The organism is Stenotrophomonas sp. ZAC14A_NAIMI4_1, assembly GCF_003086915.1.
Lineage (GTDB): Bacteria > Pseudomonadota > Gammaproteobacteria > Xanthomonadales > Xanthomonadaceae > Stenotrophomonas.
This window is the reverse complement of the sequence record NZ_CP026002.1, coordinates 2,715,209-2,739,479: the sequence shown is the minus strand read 5'-3', so window position 1 is coordinate 2,739,479 and position 24,271 is coordinate 2,715,209. Positions and strand designations below refer to the sequence as shown.

The window sequence follows — 24,271 nt, the reverse complement described above, 5'->3', positions numbered from 1 at the left end:
ATCCTGTTCAGCCAGCACTCGGCTCAGGCCGTAACGTACGGCACCGTCTGCAGCGCAGCCAGATCGGTGGCACTGATCGGGCGCGACAGCGCAAAGCCCTGGATTTCGTCGCAGCCATACGCCTGCAGCAGGGCCACCTGCTCGAACGTTTCCGCCCCTTCGCCCACGGTGTTGTAACCCAGGCCATGGGCCAGGCTGATGACCGCCTGCACCTTCAACTGCGCGCGGGTATCGGTAGGCAGGTCGTCGATCATCGACTTGTCCAGCTTGATCGTGTGGATGGGCAGTTCGGTGAGATAGCCGAAGTTGCTGTAGCCACTGCCGAAATCATCGATGGCCACGCGCACACCGGCTGCGGCCAGCTGTTTCAGCTGTTCACCGGGCAGCGAATCGGCGCGCAGCCATTCGCCCTCGGTAATCTCGATCTCCACGTCGGTGCAGGACAGGCCCTTGCACAGCAGCGTGGCAATGAAGGCGTCGGCCATGCCCTTGCGGGCGACGTCGCGCGCTGAGAGGTTGATGGACAAAGTGAGCGACAGCCCCTCGCGACGCCATTGCGCCAGCTGGTCGAAGGCGTGCTCCAGCACCCAGGTGGTAACCCCGCCCATCAGCGCGGTGCGTTCGAATACGGGAATGAATTCAGCCGGGCTGACTGCGCCCAGCCGCGGATGGTTCCAGCGCAGCAGCACCTCCGCCGCAACCGGGGTGAGGTCTTCGGCGCGGAAACGCGGCTGGTAGACCAGATGGAACTGGTTGTGCTGCAGGGCCTGCTGGCCGTCGGTGGCGAGTTGATAGCTGCGCTGCAGCTTTTCATCGCGGATGGGCGAGTACCAGCAACAGGGCACCTGCCCGGCGAGGGCCGAGTGCGTACCAATCATCATCTTGCGCAGCACATCATCGGCGCTGTCGCGGCCCAGCGTGGCCTCGCACAGGCCGGCATGGAACTGCGGCGCCAGCGGTATGGCGGCAGCCATGAGTGGGCGGATGAGATCGTCATGCAGCAGGTGCACCAGGCGCTCGATGGCATCGCGGTCGGGCAGTTCGACCACGAAGGCGAAACGCGTGGTTTCCACGTGGTAGACCTGGGCCACGCCGTCCAGCGCCAGGTTGAGGCGCACGCCCGCACGGCGGATGAGCGCCTCCAGTGGCAGCATGCCCAGCACCTGGCCGGCCTCGTTGGCCCGCAGCAGGTCCAGCACGTCGATCATGACCCCATAGCACGGCTGCCCCGGCGTGCGCAGGGAACGCGCGGCATAGTCGATGGCGAACTGGTGGCGGTTGGGCAGGCCGCTGACCGGATCGCGACGGCCGCTGAGTGTGCGCAGCTCCAGTTCGTTCATCACCGCCATGCCCAGTGTCTGCAGCTGGCGGCGATCATCGGCGGAGAACTGCCGGGGCACGGTGTCCATCACGCACAGCGCACCGATGGCCACGCCGTTGGCGGCGATGAGCGGGGTGCCCGCATAGAAACGCAGGTGCGGCGGCCCGGCCACCAGCGGCAGGCTGGAAAAGCGCGGGTCTACCTGCAGGTCACTGACCACCAGGCCGGCGGTGGAGCCGATGGTGTGGGCGCAGATGGAATCGCGGATGTGCGATTCGTGCATCGCCAGCCCCTTGCGCGAGATCAGCCGCTGGCGGTCGACTTCGATGAGCGAGACGAAGGCCACTGGCGCGTGGAAGGTGCGTGCGGCCAGATCGGTGAGGCGATCCAGCGAGGCCCCGGCAACGTCATCCAGGACGTCCAGGCTGCCCAGCGTCGACATGCGTTCTTCGGTACGGGTCGGGGCCATGTGCTTTTTCCGGTTGAACGGGAGCGCGAGAGCCGGTCGGGGGTGCAGCAGGCAATGGGGTGTGATGGCAGGGTTGCAGGTACGCGGCGGCGATGCCGTGTAGATGCGGCAAACAGCGCGTCAAGACGGCGGTGGAGGCTGCTGGCTGCGCTTGCGGTAGAGCACGCTCTGGTTGCGGCCGCCGTGCTTGGCGCGGTACAGCGCCTTGTCGGCCTGGCGGATGGCCAGATCGGGGTTGGACTGGGTTTCCGGGTAGTGGCTGACCCCGGCAGAAATCGTGACGTGCCCGACCTTGGCAAAGGCCTGCGCTTCGATGGCGGCGCGCAGGCGTTCGGCCACCTGCAGCGCGGTATCGGCGCTGACCTCGGGCAGCAGCGCCAGGAATTCCTCGCCACCAAGACGGCACAGCACGTCCTGCGGGCGGGCATTGGCGCGCATGCTCTGGGCGACGCCGGCGATGACCTGGTCACCGGCGTCGTGGCCGTGGCGGTCATTGACGTCCTTGAAGTGGTCCACATCGAGGGTGATGACGCCGAACGGCACGCCGGAGGCCGTGAGGGCGCTGAGCGCGCGTTCCAGCCCGCGCCGGTTGAGCAGCTGGGTGAGGGGATCGGTGAGTGCGGCCAGGTCGAGCTTGCCGATGCGATCGCTGAGGTTGCGAAAACTGACCAGCACGGCCTGCTTCAGCTGCGCGGCCTCGAAGTACCAGGAATTGACCGCCTTGACCTGGGAAATGGCGGCGCCGACATCGCCTTCCTGCGCGTGCTGCGCGAGCTGCTGCAGCGGCGAGGCGATGCGGCGCGAGCACAGCCAGATCAGCAGCAGCGAGAGCAGGCCCAGCGGTGCGGCGTTGCGCAGCACGGTGGCGAACAGGCTGCCCATGGGCGCGGTGGCGGCATCGATGGGGCGCTGGGCGACGATGCCCCAGCCGGCAGCGGGTACCGGTGCGAAGCCGGCCAGCATGTGCACGCCGCGGCTGTTGTGCGAATGCAGGGCACCGGCGCTTCCCTGGCTGAGCGCTTCGACAGCGGCGTTGCGGGTGGCGGGCTGGCCGACCCGGTCCGGTTCGGGGTGGTAGAGCAGGGTGCCATCGCGGCTGACCACGTACAGGTACGAGCCATCCTCGTAGGGGTGCGTGCCGAGCAGGGAATGCAGGACGTTCGGGTCGCGCAGGTGGATGGAGGCGGTGATGTAGCCGGCGTAGCCGCCGTCGGCATCGAATACCGGGTGGGAGAGGGTGACGACCAGATTGCCGGTGTGGGCGATGAAGGGATCGCTGACCATCGGCAGCCGCTGCTGCAGTGCCTTGCGGTTGGCGACGCTGGTGAGCGCCTTGCCCTGCAGTTCCGGCAGGGCGGGTGAGGTGCCGACCACCACGCCTTGGGCATCCACCGCGATGACGCTGTTGAAGGCATCGGTCTGCAGCTTGATGCGTTCCACTTCATCATCGTGCGCCGCCGGCTGGTCGAGCCCGCGGCTGAGGCGCTCGGCCCCGACCGCGAGCTGCTGCTGCGCGTTCAGCACGAAATGCTGGGTGGACTGGGCCAGCGAGTGCGCGTAGACCCGGTTGGCTTCCAGGCTCTTTTCGATGAGCTGCTGGCGCTGCACCTGGTAGCTGGCCCACAGCGTATTGCCCAGCATGACCAGCGCCGACAGCGTGGCAAGCGCGAGGATCAGCCGCTGCAGGTTCACCTGCCTGATCGATGCATTCACGCCTGCGCCTCCCTGGCGGCTGGTAGGGGCTCAGGATATAACCGAGGGGGCAGGGGAACCGTGCGCGCGGTCTTCACGCGGCAGCCGGTGGACCTGACCCCGTGCCGACCAACGGTCGGCACCCACCAACCGGTTCAACCATCCGTGCTGCTGCTCAGGGCTTCCCACTGGTCAATGCTGGCGCCCAGGTCCTGCAGCTTGCCGCGCACCAGCTGCACGGCATCGCTGCCCAGCAGCAGGTGGGCGGGTGGCGCGGGGCCGTCGATCAGCTGCAGCATGGCCTGCGCGGCCTTGGCCGGGTCGCCCAGCTGCTGGCCGCTCTTGGCTTCGCGCGCGCTGCGGATGGGATCGAACAGCGCGTCGTAATCCTCGATGGCGCGGGGCGAGCGCACCATCGAGCGGCCGGCCCAATCGGTGCGGAACGAACCGGGCGCGACGGCGGTGACATGGATGCCGAAACCGGCGACTTCCTTGGCCAGCACTTCGCTGATGCCTTCCAGCGCGAACTTGCTGCCGCAGTACCAGGCAATGCCGGGCAGGGTGATGAAGCCGCCCATGGAGGTGATGTTGAGGATGTGGCCGCGGCGGCGCGCGCGCATGTGCGGCAGCACGGCCTTGATGAGTGCGGCAGGCCCGAACACGTTCACTTCGAACTGCTGGCGCAGCTCGGCGAGGGTCGATTCCTCCAGCACGCCTTCGTGGCCGTAGCCGGCATTGTTGACCAGCACGTCGATGGCGCCGATGTCGGCTTCGATGTGGGTGACCAGGGCGGTGATGGCGTCGGCATCGGTGACCTCGAGCAGGCGGGCGAACGCGCGGCCCGGGGCGAGGGCTTCGAAGTCATGACGGGCGGTTTCGTTGCGCACGGTGCCGACGACGCGCTGGCCGGCCAGCAGGGCGTGCTCGGCCAGCGCACGGCCGAAGCCGCTGCTGACGCCGGTGATGAGGAAGAGGCGGGACGTGGTCATGGGGGCGGCTCTCGGTTGGGAGCTTGCACGTTAATTCTTGCACTGCGAGCATCCCAGGCCTAGGCTTCGGCCATTCTTGCCTATTCCTATGAGCTGCCCATGCTTTCTGCGGAACAGACGATGCAGGCGCGCATGGTGGACCTGTTGCGGGCCCTCGCCACGGACGAGGGCTACACGCTGACGGCCCTGCCTGGCGTGCGCCTGCTGCGCTCGAACCGACCGCTGGCGCGGACGCCGGTGCTGTACGACCCGGGCATCGTGATCGTCTGCCAAGGCGTGAAGCGTGGTTACCTGGGTGGGCAGGTGTACCAGTACGACGCGCAGCACTACCTCGCAGTGTCGGTGCCGGTGCCGTTCACCATGGAAACCGAGGCGACGGCCGACGCGCCGCTGCTGGCGATCTACCTGCACCTGGACCTGCAGCTGGCCGCGGACCTGGTGCTGGAGCTGGAGGCGCACGCGGCCCATGCCCCGGCATCGGCGCAGAGCATGATGGCCAGCCCGATGCAGGCGGCGATGCAGGCGACCGTGCTGCGCCTGCTGGAAGCGCTGGGCGATCCGCTGGAAGCGGTGGTGCTGGGCCCGGCGCTGGTGCGGGAGCTGTATTTCCGTGTTCTGACCGGGGCGCAGGGCGGTGCGATGCGTGAGGCGCTGGCGATGCGCGGGCGCTTCGGGCGCATCGGCAGGGTGCTGCGGCATATCCATGCGGCCTACGCGACGGCGCTGGATGTGGAGGCGCTGGCGGTGGAGGCGGAGATGAGCGTGCCGACCTTCCACGACCATTTCCGTGCCATCACCGGTACGTCGCCGATGCAGTACGTGAAGTCCACCCGGCTGCACCAGGCGCGGCTGCTGATGCTGCGGCAGGGCATGACCGCCGAGGCGGCCGCACTGGGCGTGGGCTATGCCAGCCCGTCGCAGTTCAATCGCGAGTTCAAGCGGCTGTTCGGGTTGCCACCGGCGGCCGAGGTGGCACGGATGCGGCGCAGCTTCGCGCTGCCGCCGGCGCCGGTGGACGCGGTGTATGTGTCATCGCATTGAACGCGGGGTAGAGCGATGGGCCTGCACAGCGGCGGCGCGGAGGTGGCCGGCGGCGCGCAGGATGTCGAGGATCTGCGTGGCAATGCCTTCCTCATCCCCCGTTGCATCGATCACATGGCAACGCTGCGGATCCCGCCTGGCCGCTTCCAGCAGACCGCGGCGGATGCGGCCGAAGTTGCGGTGGGCTTCGGCGGGGTCGGTATGCCTTGCCGAGTCACCTTCATCACGACGCCGCATTGCCGCCTCTGCATCCAGATCCAGGATGAAGGTGATGTCGGGACGCGTCTGGCCGATGACATGGCTGGAAACGACATCGAAGAACGGCTCGGCCACGCGGTTCTCGAAGACCTGGAAGGCGAAGGTCGAATCAACGAACCTGTCGCAAACGACCCAAATGCCAGCATCAAGCGCGGGTCGAACCACACTGCGCACATGGTCGTAACGTGCGGCCGACACGAGCAGCGCCTCTTCGTAAGCGTCGAGCGCCCGCTCGCGCTGTTCTACGAGGATCTGGCGTATTTCCCCGCCAATATGGCCTCCGTCCGGTTCTTTGGCGGCGACGACCTGGATGTCGCGTTCGTCCAGCGCTGCTACCAGACGCCTGGCCTGCGTCGTCTTTCCACTGCCGTCTATGCCTTCAAACGTGACAAAAGCCATCGTGTCTGCCCTATAAATCGTTAACGACGGTTTTGAGCATGGCATGAAGCAATCCGCGACAGTGGTGTTTGTATCGGCAGGCATGTCCTCGCCAAAGAAGCGCGACCATGCGCTGGCGCGGCGGCAGCTGTATCTGAACTACGGTGTGCTTTCGCTGGCCACCACGCTGCATGGGGCTGGATACGACACATCTGTGGTGCATGGCGAACATGCAGCGCCCGAAAGCGTGGTTGCAGGGTTGCTGGAATCGGGCCGGCTGCCGTCGGTCTATCCATTGATGCTCTCTCTGCCCAGCTTCCATGCGCTGTCCTGGGCGCGCACGTTCTGCGCGCTGGTCCGGCGCGCGCTGCCGGCGTGCCGCATCATCGTGGGCGGGCGCTGGGTGGTGGGCCCGGACCCCGCGTGGATGCGCAGCAAGCTGCCCGAGGCCGAGCTGTTCGTGCCTGGGCTTGCAGAGCCCTACATCGAGGCGCTGTTGACGGGAGCGCCGATCATGGGCCGCCCGCGCGTGCCGCGCCCCGACCGGCCGCTGCATCACCCGCTGGTGGACGGCTACCTGCGCTACCAACCCAGCGTGGAGGCGTCGCGTGGGTGCGGCATGGGCTGCGGCTTCTGCGAGGAGCGTGACATCCCGGTGGACAAGCTCGGCCCGGCCGAACGGATGTGGGCAAACATGAAGGCCGTGCAGGCGCAGTATGCGGGTGGCGACATCCGGCCGTACCTGCAGGCCTCGATGTTCCTGCCCACCGCGCGCTGGGCGAATGCACTGGCCGAGTGCGTGCAGCGCGACACCGTACGGATTCCATGGCGGACCGAGAGCCGGGTGGATGTGCTGACCGAGAACACCATCGCCGGGCTGGCGGCGGCAGGCATGAAGGTGCTGGACCTCGGCCTGGAGACGGCTTCGCCGCAGCAGATCGTGGCCATGAAGAAATCGCCGCAGCCGGAGCGCTACCTGGAGCGTGCATCGCGGCTGCTGAAAGCGTGTTCGCAGGCAGGCGTGCACGCCAAGGTGAATGTCCTGATCTATGGCGGGGAAACCGCCCGGACCCTGGGCGAGACACGGCAGTGGCTGGATGAGCATGCGGCGCACATTGCTGGTGTTTCAGCGGGGCCGGTGGTGGCCTACGGGCCGCCCAGGACCGCCGATCCGTTTCTGCGCGAACTGGAAGCACTGGGCGCGCGGCCCATTGATGCGGGCAGTGCGCAGGAGACCGGCATCAGCCGCATCCATCCAAGCCGCGAGATCGATGCCATCGACGCGGAGCGGTTGAGCCTGCTGTTGTCGCGTCGCTACATGGATGCAGACCAGTATTTCCGGCTCAAGCAGTTCTCGTATTACCCACGGGACTATGGGAGGAACGACTTCGATCACGACATGGCCCGCTCGGATCCGGACAGGTTGCCCTTCCGGACCGCGGGCGACGCGCCAGCAATGAACCAGAAAACGAGGAGGTGAGTGTGGACACGAGCAAGACCATCAAGGACCCCATCCACGGGGCAGTGAAGTTTGAAAGCGCGGCCGAGCTGGAGCTGAAGAAGCTGCTTTCGGACCCTTATTTCCAGCGGCTGCGACGGGTGAAGCAGCTGGGCTTCTCCGACCACGTGTTTCCCTCCGCCACGCATTCGAGGTTCGCGCACTCGCTGGGCGTGTACGGTGTCGCCAAGCGGCTGTTGGCAGTGGTGGAGCCGAGGGGCGGAAGCGAGGACTGGACGCGGAAGGGAAAAGCCTGCCTCGCGGCGGCGCTGCTGCACGATGTGGGGCACGGCATGTTCAGCCATGCCTTTGAGAATGCGATGGAAAAATTCATCGAGACCCACCCCGAGGTAGGTGAGCAGTTCAAGGACGCGGTCAGTCACGAGAAGCTGAGCCGTCGTATCGTGACCGAAACCACCGTGGCGGAGGTGCTGGAGCGTATCGGCGGCAAGGGCTTCCCCGAAGAAGTGGCCGCCATGATCGAGAAGCAGGACACGGACTGCATCTACACCTCCATCGTCTCCAGCCAGTTGGACGCAGACCGCCTCGACTACGCAAAGCGCGATCCCTACTTCGCGGGGGTGTCCTCCGGCGGCATCGATCTCGACTGGCTGGTGGATCACCTGCGCGTGGGGTCGCATGTTTCCGGCCAGTTCTTCTACGTCGACAGCAAGGCGTTCATCTCGATCGAGCAGTTCATGGTGACCGTGTTCCAGCTCTATCCCACCCTGTACCTGCATCACCGCACGCGTGGGTTCGAGCACATGTTCTCCAGGCTGATGGTGCGCGTGTTCGAACTGATCGGCGAGGGCGCTCCCGAGAAAGCGGGCTTGAGCGACGCCCATCCATTGGTGGATTTCTTCCGCGAACCGGGAAACCTTGAGCACACCCTGGTGCTGGATGACTCGCTGTTCTGGGGCTCGTTGCATCTGTTCCTGGCGGCACCGGATAGGACGGTCAGCCAGCTGGCCAAGCGCTTCGCCGAACGGCGTTCGTACCCCAGGCATGATGTCTGGCGCATCGCCGAAGCCGTCGCGGTGGGGCATCGTGGATACATGGCGCTGTCGGCCAGTGATCGCGTCGGTGTCCTGGACCGCGCCTGTGAAGCGGCCTGTGCGGCAGTCACGGGTGACGCTGGCATCTGGGAGGACTCTTGCGACTACGACAGCTATCCACGCAAGCTGTACACGGAAAAGCGTGTCGACGGTGGCCATCCGCAACAGATCAACGTGGAGCACGGCGGCGTGATTGTGGACATCGCATCGGTGTCACCCATCGTTGCCAGCGCTGCAGCGTTCACCATCCATCGCATCTACTACGACAACGAAGTGGCGGGGCTGGGAGAGCGGCTGCGCTCGGCCATCATCGAGCGGCTTGAGACTGCGGTCGCCGCGCAGATCGAAGGGGTCGGTTCACTCAGCACCCCACCAGCCGATCCGCACTGAGCGCACCGCGGTGCTGGCTGCGGTATTCCGTCGGGCTGGCATCGACCAGCCCGCGGAAATGCCGACGGAAGGATTCCTGTGAGCCGAACCCGGCCTGTTCGGCCACCCACTGCAGCGGGCGGTCGGTGGATTCCAGCAGTTCGCGGGCAAACGCCACGCGCTCGCGGATGAGCCAGTCGATGGGGGACAGGCCGGTGGCTTCAAGGAACTGCCGCTGCAGCGTGCGTTGGCTCAGCGCAGCCTGTTCGGCCAGGCTGGCCAGCGAATGGGTCTCGCGCAGGTTGTGGCGCATCCATTCCATCAGCCTGGCCAGCCGCGTGGGCTCGCCATTGGGAATGGCCCGGCTGACGCGCTGGCTGCGCTCGGCATCACGCCATGGCGCCAGCACCAGGCGTTCGGCCACCAGGTTGGCCACGCGCGCCCCGTAATCCTTGCGCACCATGTGCAGCATCATGTCCATGCCGGTGGCCGAGCCTGCGGAAGTGATGATGTCGCCGGTATCGACGTACAGCACGTCCTCGCGCACGTGGATGCGCGGGAAGTCACACGCCAGCGCCTCGGTCAGCCGCCAGTGCGTGGTGGCCTGGCGGCCATCGAGCAGGCCAGCCCAGGCCAGCACGAACGCGCCTGAGCAGATGGAGGTGATGCGTGCGCCACGCGCGTGGGCGCGGATGAGCGCATCCAGCAGCGCTTGCGGTGGCCGTTCACTGGGCTCGCGCCAGCCGGGGATGACGATGATGTCGGCGTCATCGACGGCATCGAGCGTGCAGGGCAGCTGCACCTGTGCACCGCCGAGCATGCGCAGCGCACCAGGCTCGCCGGCGCAGAGCTGGGTGCGGTACCAGGCCACGCCCAGTTCCGGGCGGATGGGCGCGAACAGGCCGACCGCGCAGCCGAACTCGAACAGCCCCTGGCCGTGGCAGGCCACGATGGCGACGGTGGGCGCGGTCGGGTCGATGCTCATGGCCTGATGCTACCGAGGTGGTTGCGGTGGGCGCAGCGGCGCGCGGGCATGTGGTGATGCCAGTGGGGTATATGGAAGGGGTCGGATCCCGTCCGCAGGAGGGGCTCCGACCCCGCAGGCGCCCCGCGCGCGCGAACCGGGGTCAGAGCCCTTTCCTGCGGAAAGGAATCCGACCCCTTGCGTAAGGTCATTACCAGCGGTCATGTGGCTGGCCGGATATGACGGCTGGGTGACGCGATATCCGCTGTTGCGGCGCTGGCCGGGGTCTTTGAATGGAGGTGTGTCTCCGGCCCACCCCCACGAGCCCCCATGCCTGCCGCCCATTCGCCTGTCCTGAACACCCTCGCTGTCCTGATTGCAGCCACGCTGGCTGCAGCCACCACCCATGCCGCCGAAGCGGATGGCCCCGCAGACGCAGCGACGGCCACGTCCGCCAACCTCGCCGCGTCCACGCTGGATGCCGTCGTGGTGACCGGTTCGCGGAGCAGTACGCGCACCGTCAAGAACAGCTCCACGCCCATCGACGTGATCTCGGCGGAAGACCTGGCCGCCACCGGCCAGGCGAACCTGCTCGAAGCGCTGCAGCGCAGCCTGCCGTCGCTGAGCCAGATCGGTGGCTACCAGAGCGACCAGGAAAGCCTGATCCGCGGCTACCAGCTGCGCAACCTGTCGCCGGGCTACACGCTGGTGCTGGTGAATGGGAAGCGCCGCAATGCCAGCGCCTACGTCAGCGGTGCCAACGGTGGCGGTTACCCCGGCCATGCCTGGGCCGACCTCGCGCTGATTCCGGTGGCGGCCATCGACCATGTGGAAGTGCTGCGTGATGGTGCCTCGGCCATCTACGGTTCTGATGCCATCACCGGCGTGGTCAATGTCATCCTGAAATCGCAGGCGCACGGTGGCGATGTTTCGGTGGAAAGCGGACAGAGCATCGATGGCGACGGCACGCGCACCAGCGTGCGCGCGAACGTCGGCCTGCCGTGGGGTGAGGATGGTTTCGTGAACCTGTCCGGTGAAACCACGCGCCAGCACCACGCCATCCGCACGCGGCGCTACATCGACGGCTACCTGAGCTACCCGGCGGTGGCTGCCAACGGCAACCTGGTCGCGCTGCGGCCGAACAACCAGCTTCCGGCCGGGGCGACGCCGAACCCGGCCGAGGCCACACGTGATGCCGAGGCCAACACCATCCTCAGCTCGCCTTCGTACTCGCTGAAGGCCTTTGCGCTGAACGCCGGCCATGGCCTGGGTGAGAACGCGCAGTTCTACGCCACCGCCACGGCCAGCGACCGCAGTGCACAGGCAATCCAGAACTTCCGCCTGCCGGCCACCATCTTCACCACCTACAAGGCGCCGAGCGTGCTGAGCGTCTGGCCCGATGGCTTCCTGCCCGTGCTGGAAACCAAGGAAAAGCAGTACACCGGCAGTGCCGGGGTGAAGGGCCAGCTGGCGGGCTGGGATTACGACGCCAGCCTGACCGGTAACCGCAGCACGGTACGCACATATACGCGCAACTCGGCCAACTTCTCGCTGCCGTATCCGGGTTCGCCCACCGACTTCTATGACGGCAAGCTGGACTACCAGCAGGGCATCGCCAACCTCGACCTGCGCCGGGGCTTCGACGTGGCGGCATTCGCTTCGCCGCTGGAGGTAAGCGCCGGCGCCGAGTACCAGCACGAGCAGTACGAGCGCGGGGCAGGGCAGTGGGAGTCCTACACCGGCTTCGGCGCGGCGGCCTTTGTCGGCTACTCGACCGCCGATGCGGTGAAGGCCACGCGCAACAGCAAGGCGGTTTACGTGGGGGCGGCCAGCAATATCACCTCGCGCTGGTACCTGGATGCGGCCGCGCGCTGGGAAGATCATTCGGATTTCGGCAGCGTGTCGACCGGGCGGCTGACCACGCGCTTTGATTTCACCGATGCGCTGGGCGTGCGCGCAACGGTCAGCAACGGCTTCCATGCGCCCAGCCTGGGCGCGCAGTTCTACCAGGCCACCGGCAGTTGCCCGTGCGGTACCACGCTGGTGGCGCAGGTTTCATCACCGGCGGCCATCGCGCTCGGCGCAACGCCGTTGAAGCCGGAGAAGGCTACCAACTACAGCCTCGGTGTGACCTGGGAGCCGAGCCCCGCGTTCCATCTGGCGGTGGATGCCTACCAGATCGACATCCGTGGACAGCTGGGCCAGTCCAGCCAGATCGGCTACAACGCGCAGGACCCGGCACGCATCACCGACAACAGCGGTACGGTGCTGACCGCTGCGCAGAAGAACACCATCGATACCCTGCTGGGCACGGCCGGCATCAACATCCTGCCCGGTGATGCCTTCTATGCCAGCTACTTCACCAACGTGGGCGATACCCGCACGCGCGGCGTGGAACTGACCCTGGAAGCGAACCAGGACACGGCGTGGGGCAAGCTGCGCTGGACGTACGCGGCCAACGTGGGCCGCACCACCATCCAGAAGGTCAGCGCCATTCCCGGCGCGCTGCAGGGGCTGCCGAACATCAACCTGCTGACGAAATCCAGCGAGTACGCGCTGCGCTTCCGCACGCCCAGCTACACGCAGGTGGCGGGTCTGGGCTGGCAGAACGGGCGCTGGCGCTCGAACCTGGACTTCACCTACTTCGGCCCGATCAAGCGCCTGAACAACGGCGTGGAATACAAGCAGCCGCCGGTGCTGGTGACCAATCTGTCCGGCGGGGTCGAACTGGGCAGCGGCTGGAGTGCGGTGCTGGGCATCAACAACGTGTTCGACAAGCGCACCCGCAAGGTGCCCGAGTACGCGCGCAGCGCTACCGACGTAGCCAGCATCGAGACCACCTGGGATACCGGCGATGTGCTGAGCACGGTGGGCGCGTTCTGGTACGGGCGGGTCAATTACCGGTTCTGATTCAAGGGCAGTCGAGCATGGCTCGACTCTACAGAAGCGCGGCAGTCGAGCATGGCTCGACGCTACAGAGGAGCATTGCATGTCATCTGCATTGAACGTGGTTGCATTGATTGGTTCGCCGACGAGCTCGGCGACGTCGCGGACGCTGCTGCTGGTGCGGCACCTGCTGGAGGCACTGCAGCAGCGGCTGCATGCCGGCGTGACGCTGGTCGAGCTGGCGCCGATCGCGCGCTCGCTGGGGCAGTCGCTGTCGCGTGCGGAAGCGTCGCCGGAGGTGGAGCAGGCGCTGGCCACGGTGGAATCGGCCGATCTGCTGGTGGTGGCCGCGCCGGTGTATCGCGGTTCCTATCCGGGGCTGTTCAAGCACCTGGTGGATTTCATCGAGCTGGACGCGCTGGTGGACACGCCGGTGCTGCTGGCCGCCACCGGCGGCAGCGAGCGCCATGCCCTGGTGATCGACCACCAGCTGCGTCCGTTGTTCAGCTTCCTGCAGGCACACACGCTGCCGATCGGGGTGTATGCCACGCCGGCCGACTTCGCGGGTGCGCAGGTCAACAGCACGGCGCTGCAGGCGCGCATCGAGCTGGCCGCCGAGCGTGCAGCCGGTCATCTGGCGGTGCAGGCGGTCCTTGCACCGGCACCGCTGCGGCGGATCGCGTGAGCGCCGAACGCGCGGCATAACCGGCGGGATTCTGCTTATGGCCAAGGCGCATCTGCATGGCCGGATGTGACCGCCGATTGTCGCGCGATGGCGCAGAGGCAGCGCCGGTCTTCTCTAGCATCGAACACGAAGCGGCAATGCATTGCCGGACCTGATGAGGACGATACCGTGGCTGTAGACGCAACGCCCAAACCCATCCTGTTCCTGCTCGACCGCGAGTTCGAGGACGGCCAGTTGCCGGGACAGCGGTTCTTCTGCCGCCACAGCCTGTTGCTGGAAGGCGCGCTGTCGAGCATCGGTGGCCTGGACGCCCAGCTGGACGTGCGCCGCATTGGCTTTGCCCGGCCGCGCCGCGAGGTGATCGCGGAGATCGGCGAACAGGACCAGTCGTTGCCCAAGCTGGTGCTGCCGCAGGGCGTGCACAGCGAGCACGCCACTGGCGCGCACCACGAGCGGCAGTACGTCTCCGGTGCCGAACCGATCCTGGCAGCGCTGAACGGCCTGCTAGGCATTCCCGTGGCCCATCCCTGAGCGAGGACGCGCACATGAGCTACCTGACCAGCGTATTGGACAAGAGCCCCGTGGCCGACGGTGGCACGCCCGAGCAGGCGCTGCGCAACAGCCTGCAGCTGGCGCAGCGCGCCGAGCAGCTGGGTTACCACCGCTACTGGTTTGCCGAACACCACGCCGCACCCACCCTGGCCAGCCCGGCGCCGGAAGTGCTGGCAGCCTGGGCGCTGGCGCAGACCCGGCGCATCCGTATCGGCAGCGGCGGGGTGATGCTGCGCCACTACGCGCCGTACAAAGTGGCCGAGAACTTCAACCTGCTGGCGGCGCTGGCACCGGGCCGCGTGGATCTGGGCGTGGGCAAGGCGCCGGGCGGTCTGCCCGCGTCCACGGCCGCGCTGGCGGCGGGCCGGCCGGCCTTCGCGGATTTCGCCCAGCAGCTGCGCGACCTGGAAGGGTATCTGTCGGGAACGCGCGATGACGCACAGGCGCGGCCGCTGCCGCAGGCCACAGCGGAGCGGTTCCTGCTGGGCGCCAGCCCGCAGAGCGCGCGACAGGCGGCCGAGCTCGGTTGGCGCTTCGTCTATGCCGCGCACTTCGATGGCGACCCCTCCCATATCGAGGCCGCCTTTAATGCCTACCGCGCGCTGTCGACGCAGGCACCGCTGCTGGCCACCGTGGCCTTCGCCGCGCCGACCAGCGAAGCCGCTGCACGCCATATCGGTGCGCTGCGCGTCTACAAGCTGCACCTCGGCCCGGGGCAGACGGTGAACCTGCCCAGCCCCGAGGCCGCGGCCGAGTACGCGCGGCAGGTTGGGGTGAGCGACTTCCGCATCGAGGAAACCCGGCCCAGCGTGCTGTCCGGCGATGCCGCGCACGTCCGCGGCGAACTAGACGCACTGCACCGGCGCTTCGGCGTGGGTGAATTCATCCTCGATGCCCCCGTGGCCGACCTGGATGCCCGCCTGACATCCCTTGAACTGCTGTCGCCCGCGCCACGCGCGGCGGTGGCCTGACCTGCAGGAGCGACCCCCATGAGCACCACCCCGCGCCACATTCCGTTCGGCATCATGCTGCAGGGCCCCGGCAGCCACATGCATGCCTGGAAACACCCTTCCAACCCGGCCGACGCCAGCGTCAACCTGCAGTTCTACATCGACATCGCGCGCACCGCCGAGGACAACGGCATCGCTTTCGGTTTCGTGGCCGATGGCCTGTACATCAACGAAAAGTCGATCCCGCATTTCCTCAACCGCTTCGAACCGATCTCGCTGCTGTCGGCGCTGGCCACGGCAACGAAGAAGATCGGCCTGGCCGGTACCCTGTCCACCTCCTACAGCGATCCATTCACCGTGGCCCGCCAGTTCGCCTCGCTGGATCTGCTCAGCGGCGGCCGCGCGGGCTGGAACGTGGTGACCTCGCCGCTGGAAGGGTCGGGCCGCAACTACGGCCGCCCGCACCCGGAACACGCGCTGCGCTACCAGATCGCCGATGAGTACCTGGACGTGGTGCAGGGCCTGTGGGATTCCTGGGACGACGATGCGTTCGTGCGCGAGCGCGACAGCGGCACCTTCTTCGCCCCCGAAAAATTCCGGCGCCTGGACCACAAGGGAAAGTTCTTCCAGGTGGAAGGCCCGTTGAACATCCAGCGGTCGCCGCAGGGGCAGCCGGTGATCTTCCAGGCCGGCTCGTCCGACGATGGCATCGCCTTGGCCGGCAAGTACGCCGATGCGGTGTTCACCCATTCGCCCTCCCTGGACGAGACGCGGGCGTTCACCCAGAAGGTCAAGAACTCCGCCATCGCCCACGGGCGCAGCGGCAACGACGTGAAGATCTTCCCGGGCATCGGCCCGATCGTCGGCCACACGGCGGCCGAGGCCGAGGCCAAATACCAGGCCATCGCAGCGCTGGCGAGCCTGGAGGACGCACTGGCCTACCTGGGCCGCTTCTTCGACCACCATGACTTCAGCCAGTACGATCCGGATGCGCCGTTCCCCGAACTGGGCGACATTGGCAGCAACTCCTTCCGCTCCACCACCGACCGAATCAAGCAGGACGCGCGCGAGCAGGGCCTGACCCTGCGCCAGGTGGCGCTGCAGGCGGTCAGCCCGCGGCCGAACTTCATCGGCACCCCGCCGCACGTGGCCGACGAACTGATCCGCTGGTTCGACGCGGGTGCCAGCGATGGGTTCATCCTGGGTTTCGCCGCGCAACGCGAAGGGCTGGATGACTTCGTGCGGCTGGTGCTGCCGATCCTGCAGGCGCGCGGCTACCACCAGCGCGAACTGGAAGGGCAGACCCTGCGTGACCATCTCGGCCTGCCGCGCAAGGCCAGCCGCCATGCGACCGACGCCGAGCCGGCGCGGAAGGTGGGGTAAGACGATGAGCGGAGACACATCGGTAGCGCCGGGCCATTCCCGGCCGAACTCGCCGGCAACAGGCGTACTGCCCGAAATCGCGGCACGCGCCGAAGCGGCCATCGCCTTGCGGCACGACCTGCATCGCCACCCCGAACTGGCGTTCGAAGAACACCGCACCAGCGCCCGCGTGGCCGAGCTGCTGCAGCAGTGGGGCTATGCGGTGACCACCGGCATCGGTGGCACCGGCGTGGTGGGTACGCTGCAGCGCGGGCAGGGCAGCCGCCGGCTGGGCCTGCGTGCGGACATCGATGCGCTGCCGATCCGGGAAGACTCCGGCCTGGCCTACGCCAGCCAGAATGAAGGCCTCATGCACGCCTGCGGGCATGATGGCCACACCGCCATCCTGCTGTCGGCCGCGCATTACCTGGCCCACCACGGGCGCATCGATGGCACGCTGCAGCTGGTGTTCCAGCCGGCCGAAGAGACCGGGTCGGGTGCCTCGAAGATGATCGAGGACGGCCTGTTCGAGCGTTTCCCGGTGGATGCGATCTATGGCCTGCACAACTGGCCGGGCGTGCCCGTGGGTCATTTTGGTTTCGTCGATGGACCGGCGATGGCGTCGGTGGACTGGGCGCGGTTGAAGGTGATCGGCAAGGGTGGCCACGGCGCCGAGCCGCAGGGCAGCGTCGATCCGATCCTGGTGGCGGCGCACATCATTACTGCGCTGCAGAGCGTGGTGTCACGCAACGTTGACCCGCGACAGATGGGCGTGGTCACCGTGGGCTCGATCCACGGCGGGAAGGCGGCCAACGTGATTCCCGATGTGGTGGAACTGACGCTGACCGTACGCGCCTACCTGCCGGAGGTGCGCGATACCCTGCGCCGCCGGGTGACCGACATCGCCGAGCAGACCGCCGCAGCGTTTGGTGGACGTGCAGAGATCGAGTTCCCGCGCGGCTTCCCCAGCGTCATCAACCACCCGCAGCAGACCGCCTACATCCGCGAGGTCGCGCTGCAGGCGTTCGGCGCTGGGCAGGTCGTTCCCGAATTTGCACCGCGCACCGCCAGCGAGGATTTCGCTTTCCTGCTGCAGGCGCGTCCAGGCAGTTTCGTGTTCGTCGGCAATGGTGACAGTGCGCCGCTGCACAGCCCGCGGTATGTGTTCAACGACGCTGCGATCGCGCCCGCCGCCAGCCTGTGGGCGCGCCTGGCCGAGCACTACCTTTTGGAGGACGCGGCATGAGCGTGCTGTACGACAACGAGCGTTTCCTCTACACCTCGGTGGATGACCCGCTGGCGCGGCCCCTGTTCGATGGCCTGGAACAGGAATACGACAGCCGCTATGCCGACGTGCGACGTCGCATCGGCGGCAGTGCCCGCGAAGAACTGCAGCGCTATCCGGCACAGGCCTTCGCCGCGCCGGTGGGCGCCTTCCTGCTGCTGCTGCGCGATGGCGTGGCGATCTCCGGCGGCGCCTTCATGCCGCACCGCGATGCGCACACCGCCGAGTTCAAGCGCATCTGGACGCTGCCCGGCCTGCGTCGCCAGGGCATCGCCCGCCGCGTGCTGCAGGAACTGGAAGACCAGGCCGCACGCCAGGGCTATCGCCGCGTGTTCCTCACCACCGGCTTCCGCCAGCCCGAGGCGGTGGGCCTGTACCTGGGCCATGGCTACACCGCGCTGTTCGATCTGCAGGCGGACCCGGAAACCATCGCCCATCTGCCGTTCGAGAAGCACCTGCACGCGGCGGCACCATTGCCGCACGCCGACGCGGCCGTGCGGCACGGAGTCCCTGCATGAGCATGCCCTCGACCGCCCTGGACGGCATTGCTGCCCGTCCGACCACGGTACCCTCAACGGCGTTGAAGATCGTTCCGGCGCGCCATCCGCTGCAGACCGTCGGCACGGTGCTGGCGCTGGCACTGATCCTGATCGCGCTGCAGTCGGTGCTGGGCAACCCACGCTGGGGCTGGGGCACGTTCGCCGAATGGTTCTTCGCGCGCCCGGTGCTGGAAGGGCTTGGCCGCACCTTGCTGCTGACTGCGCTGGGCACGGGCCTGGGCTTCGCTCTGGGCACGCTGCTGGCGCTGGCGCGGGTGTCAGGCTCGCCGTTGCTGTCGGCGGTGTCATGGGGCTATGTGTGGCTGTTCCGCTCGATCCCGCTGCTGGTGCTGTTGCTGCTGCTGAACAACCTCGGCTACCTGTACAGCACCATTGAACTGGGCGTGCCGTTCACCGGCATCAGCCTGTTCTCGTACCCGACCACCCAGCTGATCGGGGTGTTCACTGCCGCGGTACTGGGCCTGACCTTGAACCAGGCAGCGTTCTCGGCCGAAGTGATCCGTGGCGGCATCCTCTCGGTCGACCATGGCCAGTACGAAGCTGCGGCCGCGCTGGGCCTGCCGCGCGGCCGCCAGGTCCGCCGCATCATCCTGCCGCAGGCGATGCGCTCGATCCTGCCGGCCGCCTTCAATGATGTGATCGGGCTGGCCAAGAGCACCTCGGTGGTCTACGTGCTGGCGCTGCCCGAACTGTTCTACACCGTGCAGGTGATTTACCGCCGCAACCTGGAGGTGGTGCCGCTGCTGATGGTGGCCACGGTCTGGTACCTGGTCATCCTCACCGTGCTTTCGCTGCTGCAGCGGCGCGTGGAGCAGCGCTTTGCGCGCGGCCAGCTGCAGCGTGAGCGCAGTGTCTCCCGCGTGTCTTCACCGCCACGGCCCGTTGTGCAGCGCGTTGCGCCCGTGGCCAGCCGCCCGCGCATCGCCGCCCAGGTCGAGGCCGGGCAGGGCGCATCGGTCGTGCTGCAGGGCGTGGGCAAGGCCTTCGGTGAACAGCCCGTGCTGGAAGACGTGAGCCTGGAATTGCGCGCCGGCAGCGTGACCGTGCTGATCGGTCCTTCCGGAGCGGGAAAGTCGACCCTGCTGCGGCTGATCAATCACCTGGAACGTGCCGACAGTGGCTTCGTGACGGTCGGTGGCCAGCTGATCGGCTACCGCCGCGACGGTGACACCCTGTACGAACTGCCCGAGCGTGAGATCCGCCGCCGTCGTGCCGAGGTCGGCATGGTGTTCCAGGGTTTCAACCTGTTCCCGCACCTGACGGCGCTGGAGAACATCATCGAGGCACCGATCGCGGTGCGTGGCCTGCCGCGTGCGCAGGCCGAACAGCAGGCGCGTGATCTGCTGCAGCGCGTTGGCCTGGCAGACAAGGCGGACGCTTTCCCACGGCAGCTGTCCGGTGGCCAGCAGCAGCGCATCGCCATTGCCCGCGCACTGGCATTGCAGCCGAAAGTACTGCTGTTCGATGAGCCGACCTCGGCACTGGACCCTGAGCTGGTGGCCGAAGTGCTGAGCGTGATCGAAGAGCTGGCCCGCTCGGGCACCACCCTGGTGATCGTGACCCATGAACTGAGCTTCGCCCGCCGCGTCGCCGATACCGTGGTGATGATGGACCAGGGCCGGGTGATCGAGCAGGGCAATCCCGAGGCGCTGTTTGAACGGCCGCGCCAGCAACGTACCGCCGATTTCCTGGCCAAGACCCTGTAGTTCCCCAAGGAGCACCATGAGCCCTGCAGCATCGCGCCGTCCCTCGCGCAGTACCCTGTTGATCGGCGCCGTGCTGGTCATCGGCATTGCCGGCATCGTCTATTCGCGCGTGCAGGCGCCAGCCGCCGCGCCCGGCGCCAGCGTGACCCTGGCCGGTGCCGATGCGCCTGCCCTGATTGGCACGCCAGACCCGAAGGCGCAGTCGCTGATTCCCGCCAACTACCGTTTCGTAACTCCCGGCACGCTGACCGTCGCGACCCACCCGGCACAGCTGCCGCTGGCTGATTACGGTGCTGACAGCAAGCAGGTGGTGGGCGTGGAGCCGGACATCGCCAAGCTGATTGCCGATGGCCTGGGCTTGAAGCTGGTGCTGGTTCCAGTGGCGTGGGCCGACTGGCCGCTGGGGCTGGAATCAGGCAAGTACGATGCGGTGCTGTCCAACGTGACGGTCACTGAAGAGCGCAAGAAGAAGTTCGATTTCTCCAGCTACCGCTTCGACCTGCTGGGCATCTACACGCGCGCCGATGGACCGATCCGCAAGATCGAGAGGCCGGCCGACGTGGCCGGGCTGAAGGTGGTGGTCGGCGCCAGCACCAACCAGGACCAGATCCTGCGGCACTGGGACCAGCAGAACATCGCGGCGGGCCTGAAACCCGTGGAGTACCAGTACTTCGATGATGCGGTGGTGGGGCGGTTGGCGGTGATCACCGGCCGTGCCGATGTCTCGTTCGAGCCGAACGCCACCGGTGCCTACTCGGCACGTGATGGCAAGGTGCGGCGGGTGGGCCTGTTCCCCGGCGGCTGGCCGGATGCTGCGGCGATTTCGGCGACCACGCGCAAGGGTAGTGGGTTGGCCGATGCGATCACCGCCGCGTTGAACACGCAGATCCGCAGCGGTACCTATGCGCAGGCGCTGGCACGCTGGAACCTGGCCGAGGAGGCCGTACCGCAATCGCAGACCAATCCGCCGGGGTTGCCCAATCTCTGACGCGGGGCCATGCCCGGTGGTTTTCACCAACGCGCCTCCAACGTCCTGAACGGCTTCGCCACGCGCACACCGTCGGCATCGAAGCCGCTGACCAGCCTGCCATCCACCTGTACCGCCTTTGGCATCGTGCGGTCTGGCCACCAGACCTTCACTGCCGTCCCACGGTGCAGACCCTCACCCAGCGTGATCGTCAGCACGCCGTCGCGCTGCCGCGCCTGCATCTGCAACGTGCCGTACGCCGTTGGCAGGCGCTCCACCGCCAGCCCGTCACCGGCCACCCACGACGGCGGCGTGCCCGGCAGCAGTGACAGCGCATCGTCGTCTTCGCGCATCAGCATGCCGAACAGCGTGCGACCGTACTCGGCACCGATCCAGGTGTGTGGCATGTCGCCCAGGTAGCGCGGGAAGCGAAGGCGGGAATGCACGACTTCGGCCAATACCTGCCACTCAAGCGGGCGCCGATCGTGCAGCAGTCCCTGCAGCAGTTCATCGGCCGCTTCTGGCTGGCCCAGATGCACATAGCTCAACACGTTGCGGATTTCATAGGGCGTATAGGCGTACAGCGCGCCGGGCTGGTTGCGCTTGCGCACGTCGTCCAGATAGCGCGCGAACGTAGTCCTCAACGCTTCAGCCGGCAGCACGCTCTGCGCCCCGGTCGGGTCCAGTGCGATCGATACGCCGGTGGGATCGCCATCACCGAGGTCGGCCGAAGATGGAATGAAGTCGATGCCCTTCCACGCCATCGTCGCGCGGATCGAGGCATGCAGCGCGTCGTACAGCAGCCTGTACTGCTCGCGTGCCCACGCGGCTGTTTCATGATCGCCCAGTGCTTCGGCCAGCCATGCACCGTCGTGCCAGCCCTTCAGGCCCCAGTAGTCGTCCCAGTAGCTGTGGGTAGGCGAGGGGTAGCCCTCGTGGCTGATGGATGGAGCGAGGATCCCTGCGAACCGTTCCGGCGCGGGCTGGTCGGCCTTGTAGCCCGGCACCAGCGTGCGCTCGCGCAGTTCCTGCAGGAAGCGCAGCGCTGCTTTCACTTTCGGCAGGTACTCACGCACCGATTCCGGCCCACCATCCAGGCGCGCGACATCGGCAACCAGTGCAACGTACTGGCCCTGGCTGTCGTACTCGATGTCCGAACCGAAGCCGGTGTTGACGCTGCCATCGTCGTTGAGAATCGGCGAGACCAGGCCATTGGCATGCACGCCGTGCGTGCTGTACCAGGCCAGGTAGTCGCGTGCGACGGCTGCTTCGCCCATGCGCAGCAGCACTGCCGAAGTGGCCATGCCGTCGCGGATGAAGGATCGGTTGTAGTTGCGCGGACCGGGTTGCATGGCCGGACCGGTCTGGTTGATCAGCATGTAGGCGGCCTGTGCGCGCAGCATGTCGACCAATGAGGGGTCGGGCAGGCGCAGGCCGACCGTGCCCAGCCGTGCCTGCCAGTCTGCCGATGCCTGCGTGGCCAGCGTCTCGAACGCCGCATTGGCATCGCGTGGGAGCCTGGCCAGGTCCAGCGCTGGTGCCTCGGGCAGCATGCCATTCGCATCCGCTGCGGCAGTACCCAAGGGGAACGCGACCACGATGGCATCGCTGGCGCCGGGCGCGAGCGAGACGTGGTAGTTGAGCGCGGCTGCGGCAAGCCCCTGGTCATCCTGCGCCTGCTGCGCGGCAGGCAGTTGGCCAGCAGCGATGGTGGCGGTGATCTCCGTTGCGCCGTCCTTGCCGAAAGGCGCCACGCCGGACGCCGCTACCGGCGTGAGCGACTGCAGCAGCGTGCGGCCATTGACGCGCACGGTGTGTCCGTCGACGGCCACCTCGCGGATCGGCGAGAGCCCACCGTTCTGCCATGGTGGATTCATCTGCATCGGGCGCACGACCAGGCTCAGCGTGCCGTCGATCGGGGTGCTGCCGGTGTTGTGCAGGCGATGGCGCAGGAAGGTCACCGGCTGCCCATCGCGTTCGATGGCGAACACTTCACTGCGCAGCTCCAGGCCAGGCTGCGGCACCCAGGTGACGGACGGCATCGGCTTCCAGCCATCGCGCAGGGCATGCTGCATCGCCTGGCCGGCGGCGCCCGCGGTATGGCCGTCGGCATTGCGCCAGAGGGGCTGCACCAGCGGCGCGCCCTTGAATGCCTCCAGATTGCCATGCTCGTCGAAGATGGATTTCTGCCTTCCCCCGTGGATGCCGGCTGCGGTCCAGTAGGTCTGCTGCATCTGCAGCGAGGCGGGGAACAACGCGTGCTGGGCGCCGCTGGCGGTGATCTGGTACTGCTTCATCGGCGTCATCACGGCTTTCGGGCCGAGCAGCCGCAGCCGCGCAATCTGCGGTGCAGCGCCGTCCACGCTCAGCCGGAACGCGCGCAGCGGCTGCGCTGTGCCGGCGGTCAGCCAGCTCTGCCGATGGTGGGCTGCCTGCTCATCGTGTGCGAGTTCCTGCCAGTGGCCGTGTGCATCCTGCGCCTGCAGGCGGGCAGGGCCGCGCGCGCCATCGGCCCAGTCGACCACCAGGCCAGCGGTGGATTGGGCCTGCGGCAGCGTGATCTCGAGCACATGGGAACCGCCTTTTCCGCGAGGGATCGCCACGGCGCTGCCGCCTTGCCAGAGTGCGGCTGACTGCGTTGCATCGACACCGCCGATGCGTGCACTGAGCGTGCCGTCCAGCGGCTCCATCTCGAAGATGGAGACGCCCCAGTCGGACGTGCGTTGCGGGCTGGCCAGCCGCAGGTAGCGCGCCTGCCGTGGCGAAAAGTACAGGGTTTCCACATCGCCCAGCGAGTCGGCCATGGTGTATGCGGTCTGCCACTGCGTGCCGTCCACCGAGGTCTGCAGCGAGTAGCCCTCAGGATTGGAGACATCCCAGGTCAGGCGCGCGCCCGCCAGCAGTGCGGGTGCGCCCAGGTCGATCTGGAACCAATGGCCGGGGCTGAAGGCGCCGCCGGTCACGGTCTTCGGGTCGCCGTCGATCAGGTGGCCGATTGCCATGGCCGGCACCTGCTGCGAGGAACTGCTGGCCTGCCATTGGCTGCGCGGGGGAAGGTTCTGGGCCTGGGCGGACGCTGCCAGCGCGGCGAGCAGCAGGGCAGTGGCGGGGCGGCACAGGAAAGGAGGGCGGGAGACCTTGGAGCGTTCGGCGCACAACGTCATTGCGGGCAACCTCGCGGGTTCGGCCGTAAGCGGGCGAGGGATACGCTAGCAAGGGATGTAAGCGGTTACATGACGCGCTGCAATAGCTCTGCGGGGTTGGAGCGGCGTGGCTCAAGGAAT

At 67.3% G+C, this 24,271-nt stretch carries 18 protein-coding genes; 12 read left to right on the top strand and 6 right to left on the bottom strand.

Annotated elements, in window-relative coordinates:
* Positions 1–23: 23 nt before the first annotated feature.
* From C1926_RS12370 to C1926_RS12360, 3 genes are all read right to left on the bottom strand, one after another.
* Positions 24–1,790 carry a sensor domain-containing phosphodiesterase gene (locus C1926_RS12370; protein WP_254057260.1) on the bottom strand — a complete coding sequence of 589 codons (1,767 nt, stop codon included), beginning with the start codon at positions 1,788–1,790 and terminating at the stop codon, positions 24–26.
* A 120-nt stretch (positions 1,791–1,910) separates the two neighbouring features.
* Complete coding sequence (locus C1926_RS12365; protein WP_254057259.1) at positions 1,911–3,503, bottom strand: sensor domain-containing diguanylate cyclase; 1,593 nt, start codon at positions 3,501–3,503, stop codon at positions 1,911–1,913.
* A gap of 134 nt (positions 3,504–3,637) precedes the next feature.
* Positions 3,638–4,471: an oxidoreductase gene (locus C1926_RS12360; RefSeq protein WP_108759396.1), complete on the bottom strand. Its 834-nt coding sequence runs from the start codon at positions 4,469–4,471 to the stop codon at positions 3,638–3,640.
* Between the two features lie 99 nt (positions 4,472–4,570).
* Between C1926_RS12360 and C1926_RS12355 the strand changes: the two genes are divergently transcribed.
* Positions 4,571–5,512, top strand: coding sequence for an AraC family transcriptional regulator (locus C1926_RS12355; RefSeq protein ID WP_254057258.1), 942 nt, complete (start codon positions 4,571–4,573; stop codon positions 5,510–5,512).
* Here the strand turns inward: C1926_RS12355 and tmk are convergent.
* Entirely contained in the window at positions 5,501–6,169 is a 669-nt protein-coding gene (gene tmk, locus C1926_RS12350) for a dTMP kinase (RefSeq protein WP_159095099.1), read from the bottom strand. The genes C1926_RS12355 and tmk overlap by 12 nt on opposite strands.
* A 145-nt stretch (positions 6,170–6,314) precedes the next feature.
* On the opposite strand from tmk, the gene C1926_RS12345 reads away from it, so the two are divergent.
* Positions 6,315–7,628 (top strand): radical SAM protein, encoded by a 1,314-nt coding sequence (locus C1926_RS12345; protein ID WP_216822013.1) that lies wholly within the window; start codon positions 6,315–6,317, stop codon positions 7,626–7,628.
* Positions 7,629–7,630: 2 nt separating this feature from the next.
* Entirely contained in the window at positions 7,631–9,091 is a 1,461-nt protein-coding gene (locus C1926_RS12340) for an HD domain-containing protein (RefSeq protein WP_216822012.1), read from the top strand.
* On the opposite strand, the gene ftrA is transcribed toward C1926_RS12340, so the two are convergent.
* Positions 9,063–10,055 (bottom strand): transcriptional regulator FtrA, encoded by a 993-nt coding sequence (ftrA, locus tag C1926_RS12335; protein ID WP_108759392.1) that lies wholly within the window; start codon positions 10,053–10,055, stop codon positions 9,063–9,065. The two genes, C1926_RS12340 and ftrA, sit on opposite strands and share 29 nt — an antisense overlap.
* Before the next feature lie 309 nt (positions 10,056–10,364).
* Between ftrA and C1926_RS12330 the strand changes: the two genes are divergently transcribed.
* From C1926_RS12330 to C1926_RS12290, 9 genes are all read left to right on the top strand, one after another.
* Positions 10,365–12,944: a TonB-dependent receptor gene (locus C1926_RS12330; protein WP_108759391.1), complete on the top strand. Its 2,580-nt coding sequence runs from the start codon at positions 10,365–10,367 to the stop codon at positions 12,942–12,944.
* A 79-nt stretch (positions 12,945–13,023) separates the two neighbouring features.
* Complete coding sequence (gene msuE / locus C1926_RS12325; protein WP_108759390.1) at positions 13,024–13,605, top strand: FMN reductase; 582 nt, start codon at positions 13,024–13,026, stop codon at positions 13,603–13,605.
* Positions 13,606–13,773: 168 nt separating this feature from the next.
* Positions 13,774–14,136, top strand: a complete 363-nt coding sequence (locus C1926_RS12320; protein ID WP_079221655.1) for a DUF3088 family protein — start codon at positions 13,774–13,776, stop codon at positions 14,134–14,136.
* A gap of 14 nt (positions 14,137–14,150) precedes the next feature.
* Entirely contained in the window at positions 14,151–15,128 is a 978-nt protein-coding gene (locus tag C1926_RS12315) for an MsnO8 family LLM class oxidoreductase (protein ID WP_108759389.1), read from the top strand.
* A gap of 18 nt (positions 15,129–15,146) precedes the next feature.
* Positions 15,147–16,490: an LLM class flavin-dependent oxidoreductase gene (locus tag C1926_RS12310; protein ID WP_108759388.1), complete on the top strand. Its 1,344-nt coding sequence runs from the start codon at positions 15,147–15,149 to the stop codon at positions 16,488–16,490.
* A gap of 4 nt (positions 16,491–16,494) precedes the next feature.
* Positions 16,495–17,715 carry a M20 aminoacylase family protein gene (locus C1926_RS12305; RefSeq protein WP_108759387.1) on the top strand — a complete coding sequence of 407 codons (1,221 nt, stop codon included), beginning with the start codon at positions 16,495–16,497 and terminating at the stop codon, positions 17,713–17,715.
* 5 nt (positions 17,716–17,720) lie between these two features.
* Positions 17,721–18,272, top strand: coding sequence for a GNAT family N-acetyltransferase (locus C1926_RS12300; RefSeq protein ID WP_108760686.1), 552 nt, complete (start codon positions 17,721–17,723; stop codon positions 18,270–18,272).
* A complete protein-coding gene (locus tag C1926_RS21925) occupies positions 18,269–20,020 on the top strand; it encodes an amino acid ABC transporter permease/ATP-binding protein (RefSeq protein ID WP_108759386.1) in 1,752 nt (583 codons plus the stop codon). Before C1926_RS12300 ends, C1926_RS21925 begins: the two co-directional genes overlap by 4 nt.
* 16 nt (positions 20,021–20,036) lie before the next feature.
* Positions 20,037–21,008 (top strand): ABC transporter substrate-binding protein, encoded by a 972-nt coding sequence (locus C1926_RS12290; protein WP_108759385.1) that lies wholly within the window; start codon positions 20,037–20,039, stop codon positions 21,006–21,008.
* A gap of 23 nt (positions 21,009–21,031) precedes the next feature.
* On the opposite strand, the gene C1926_RS12285 is transcribed toward C1926_RS12290, so the two are convergent.
* Complete coding sequence (locus C1926_RS12285) at positions 21,032–24,151, bottom strand: discoidin domain-containing protein (protein ID WP_108759384.1); 3,120 nt, start codon at positions 24,149–24,151, stop codon at positions 21,032–21,034.
* Positions 24,152–24,271 lie beyond the last annotated feature (120 nt).

What these genes read in the sequence shown, in the direction of transcription:
- C1926_RS12370 (WP_254057260.1), bottom strand. Translation starts at nt 1,790, where the DNA reads ATGGCCCCGACCCGTACCGAAGAACGCATGTCGACGCTGGGCAGCCTG.
- C1926_RS12360 (WP_108759396.1), bottom strand. Translation starts at nt 4,471, where the DNA reads ATGACCACGTCCCGCCTCTTCCTCATCACCGGCGTCAGCAGCGGCTTC.
- C1926_RS12355 (WP_254057258.1), top strand. Translation starts at nt 4,571, where the DNA reads ATGCTTTCTGCGGAACAGACGATGCAGGCGCGCATGGTGGACCTGTTG.
- tmk (WP_159095099.1), bottom strand. Translation starts at nt 6,169, where the DNA reads ATGGCTTTTGTCACGTTTGAAGGCATAGACGGCAGTGGAAAGACGACG.
- ftrA (WP_108759392.1), bottom strand. Translation starts at nt 10,055, where the DNA reads ATGAGCATCGACCCGACCGCGCCCACCGTCGCCATCGTGGCCTGCCAC.
- C1926_RS12330 (WP_108759391.1), top strand. Translation starts at nt 10,365, where the DNA reads ATGCCTGCCGCCCATTCGCCTGTCCTGAACACCCTCGCTGTCCTGATT.
- msuE (WP_108759390.1), top strand. Translation starts at nt 13,024, where the DNA reads ATGTCATCTGCATTGAACGTGGTTGCATTGATTGGTTCGCCGACGAGC.
- C1926_RS12315 (WP_108759389.1), top strand. Translation starts at nt 14,151, where the DNA reads ATGAGCTACCTGACCAGCGTATTGGACAAGAGCCCCGTGGCCGACGGT.
- C1926_RS12310 (WP_108759388.1), top strand. Translation starts at nt 15,147, where the DNA reads ATGAGCACCACCCCGCGCCACATTCCGTTCGGCATCATGCTGCAGGGC.
- C1926_RS12305 (WP_108759387.1), top strand. Translation starts at nt 16,495, where the DNA reads ATGAGCGGAGACACATCGGTAGCGCCGGGCCATTCCCGGCCGAACTCG.
- C1926_RS21925 (WP_108759386.1), top strand. Translation starts at nt 18,269, where the DNA reads ATGAGCATGCCCTCGACCGCCCTGGACGGCATTGCTGCCCGTCCGACC.
- C1926_RS12290 (WP_108759385.1), top strand. Translation starts at nt 20,037, where the DNA reads ATGAGCCCTGCAGCATCGCGCCGTCCCTCGCGCAGTACCCTGTTGATC.
- C1926_RS12285 (WP_108759384.1), bottom strand. Translation starts at nt 24,151, where the DNA reads ATGACGTTGTGCGCCGAACGCTCCAAGGTCTCCCGCCCTCCTTTCCTG.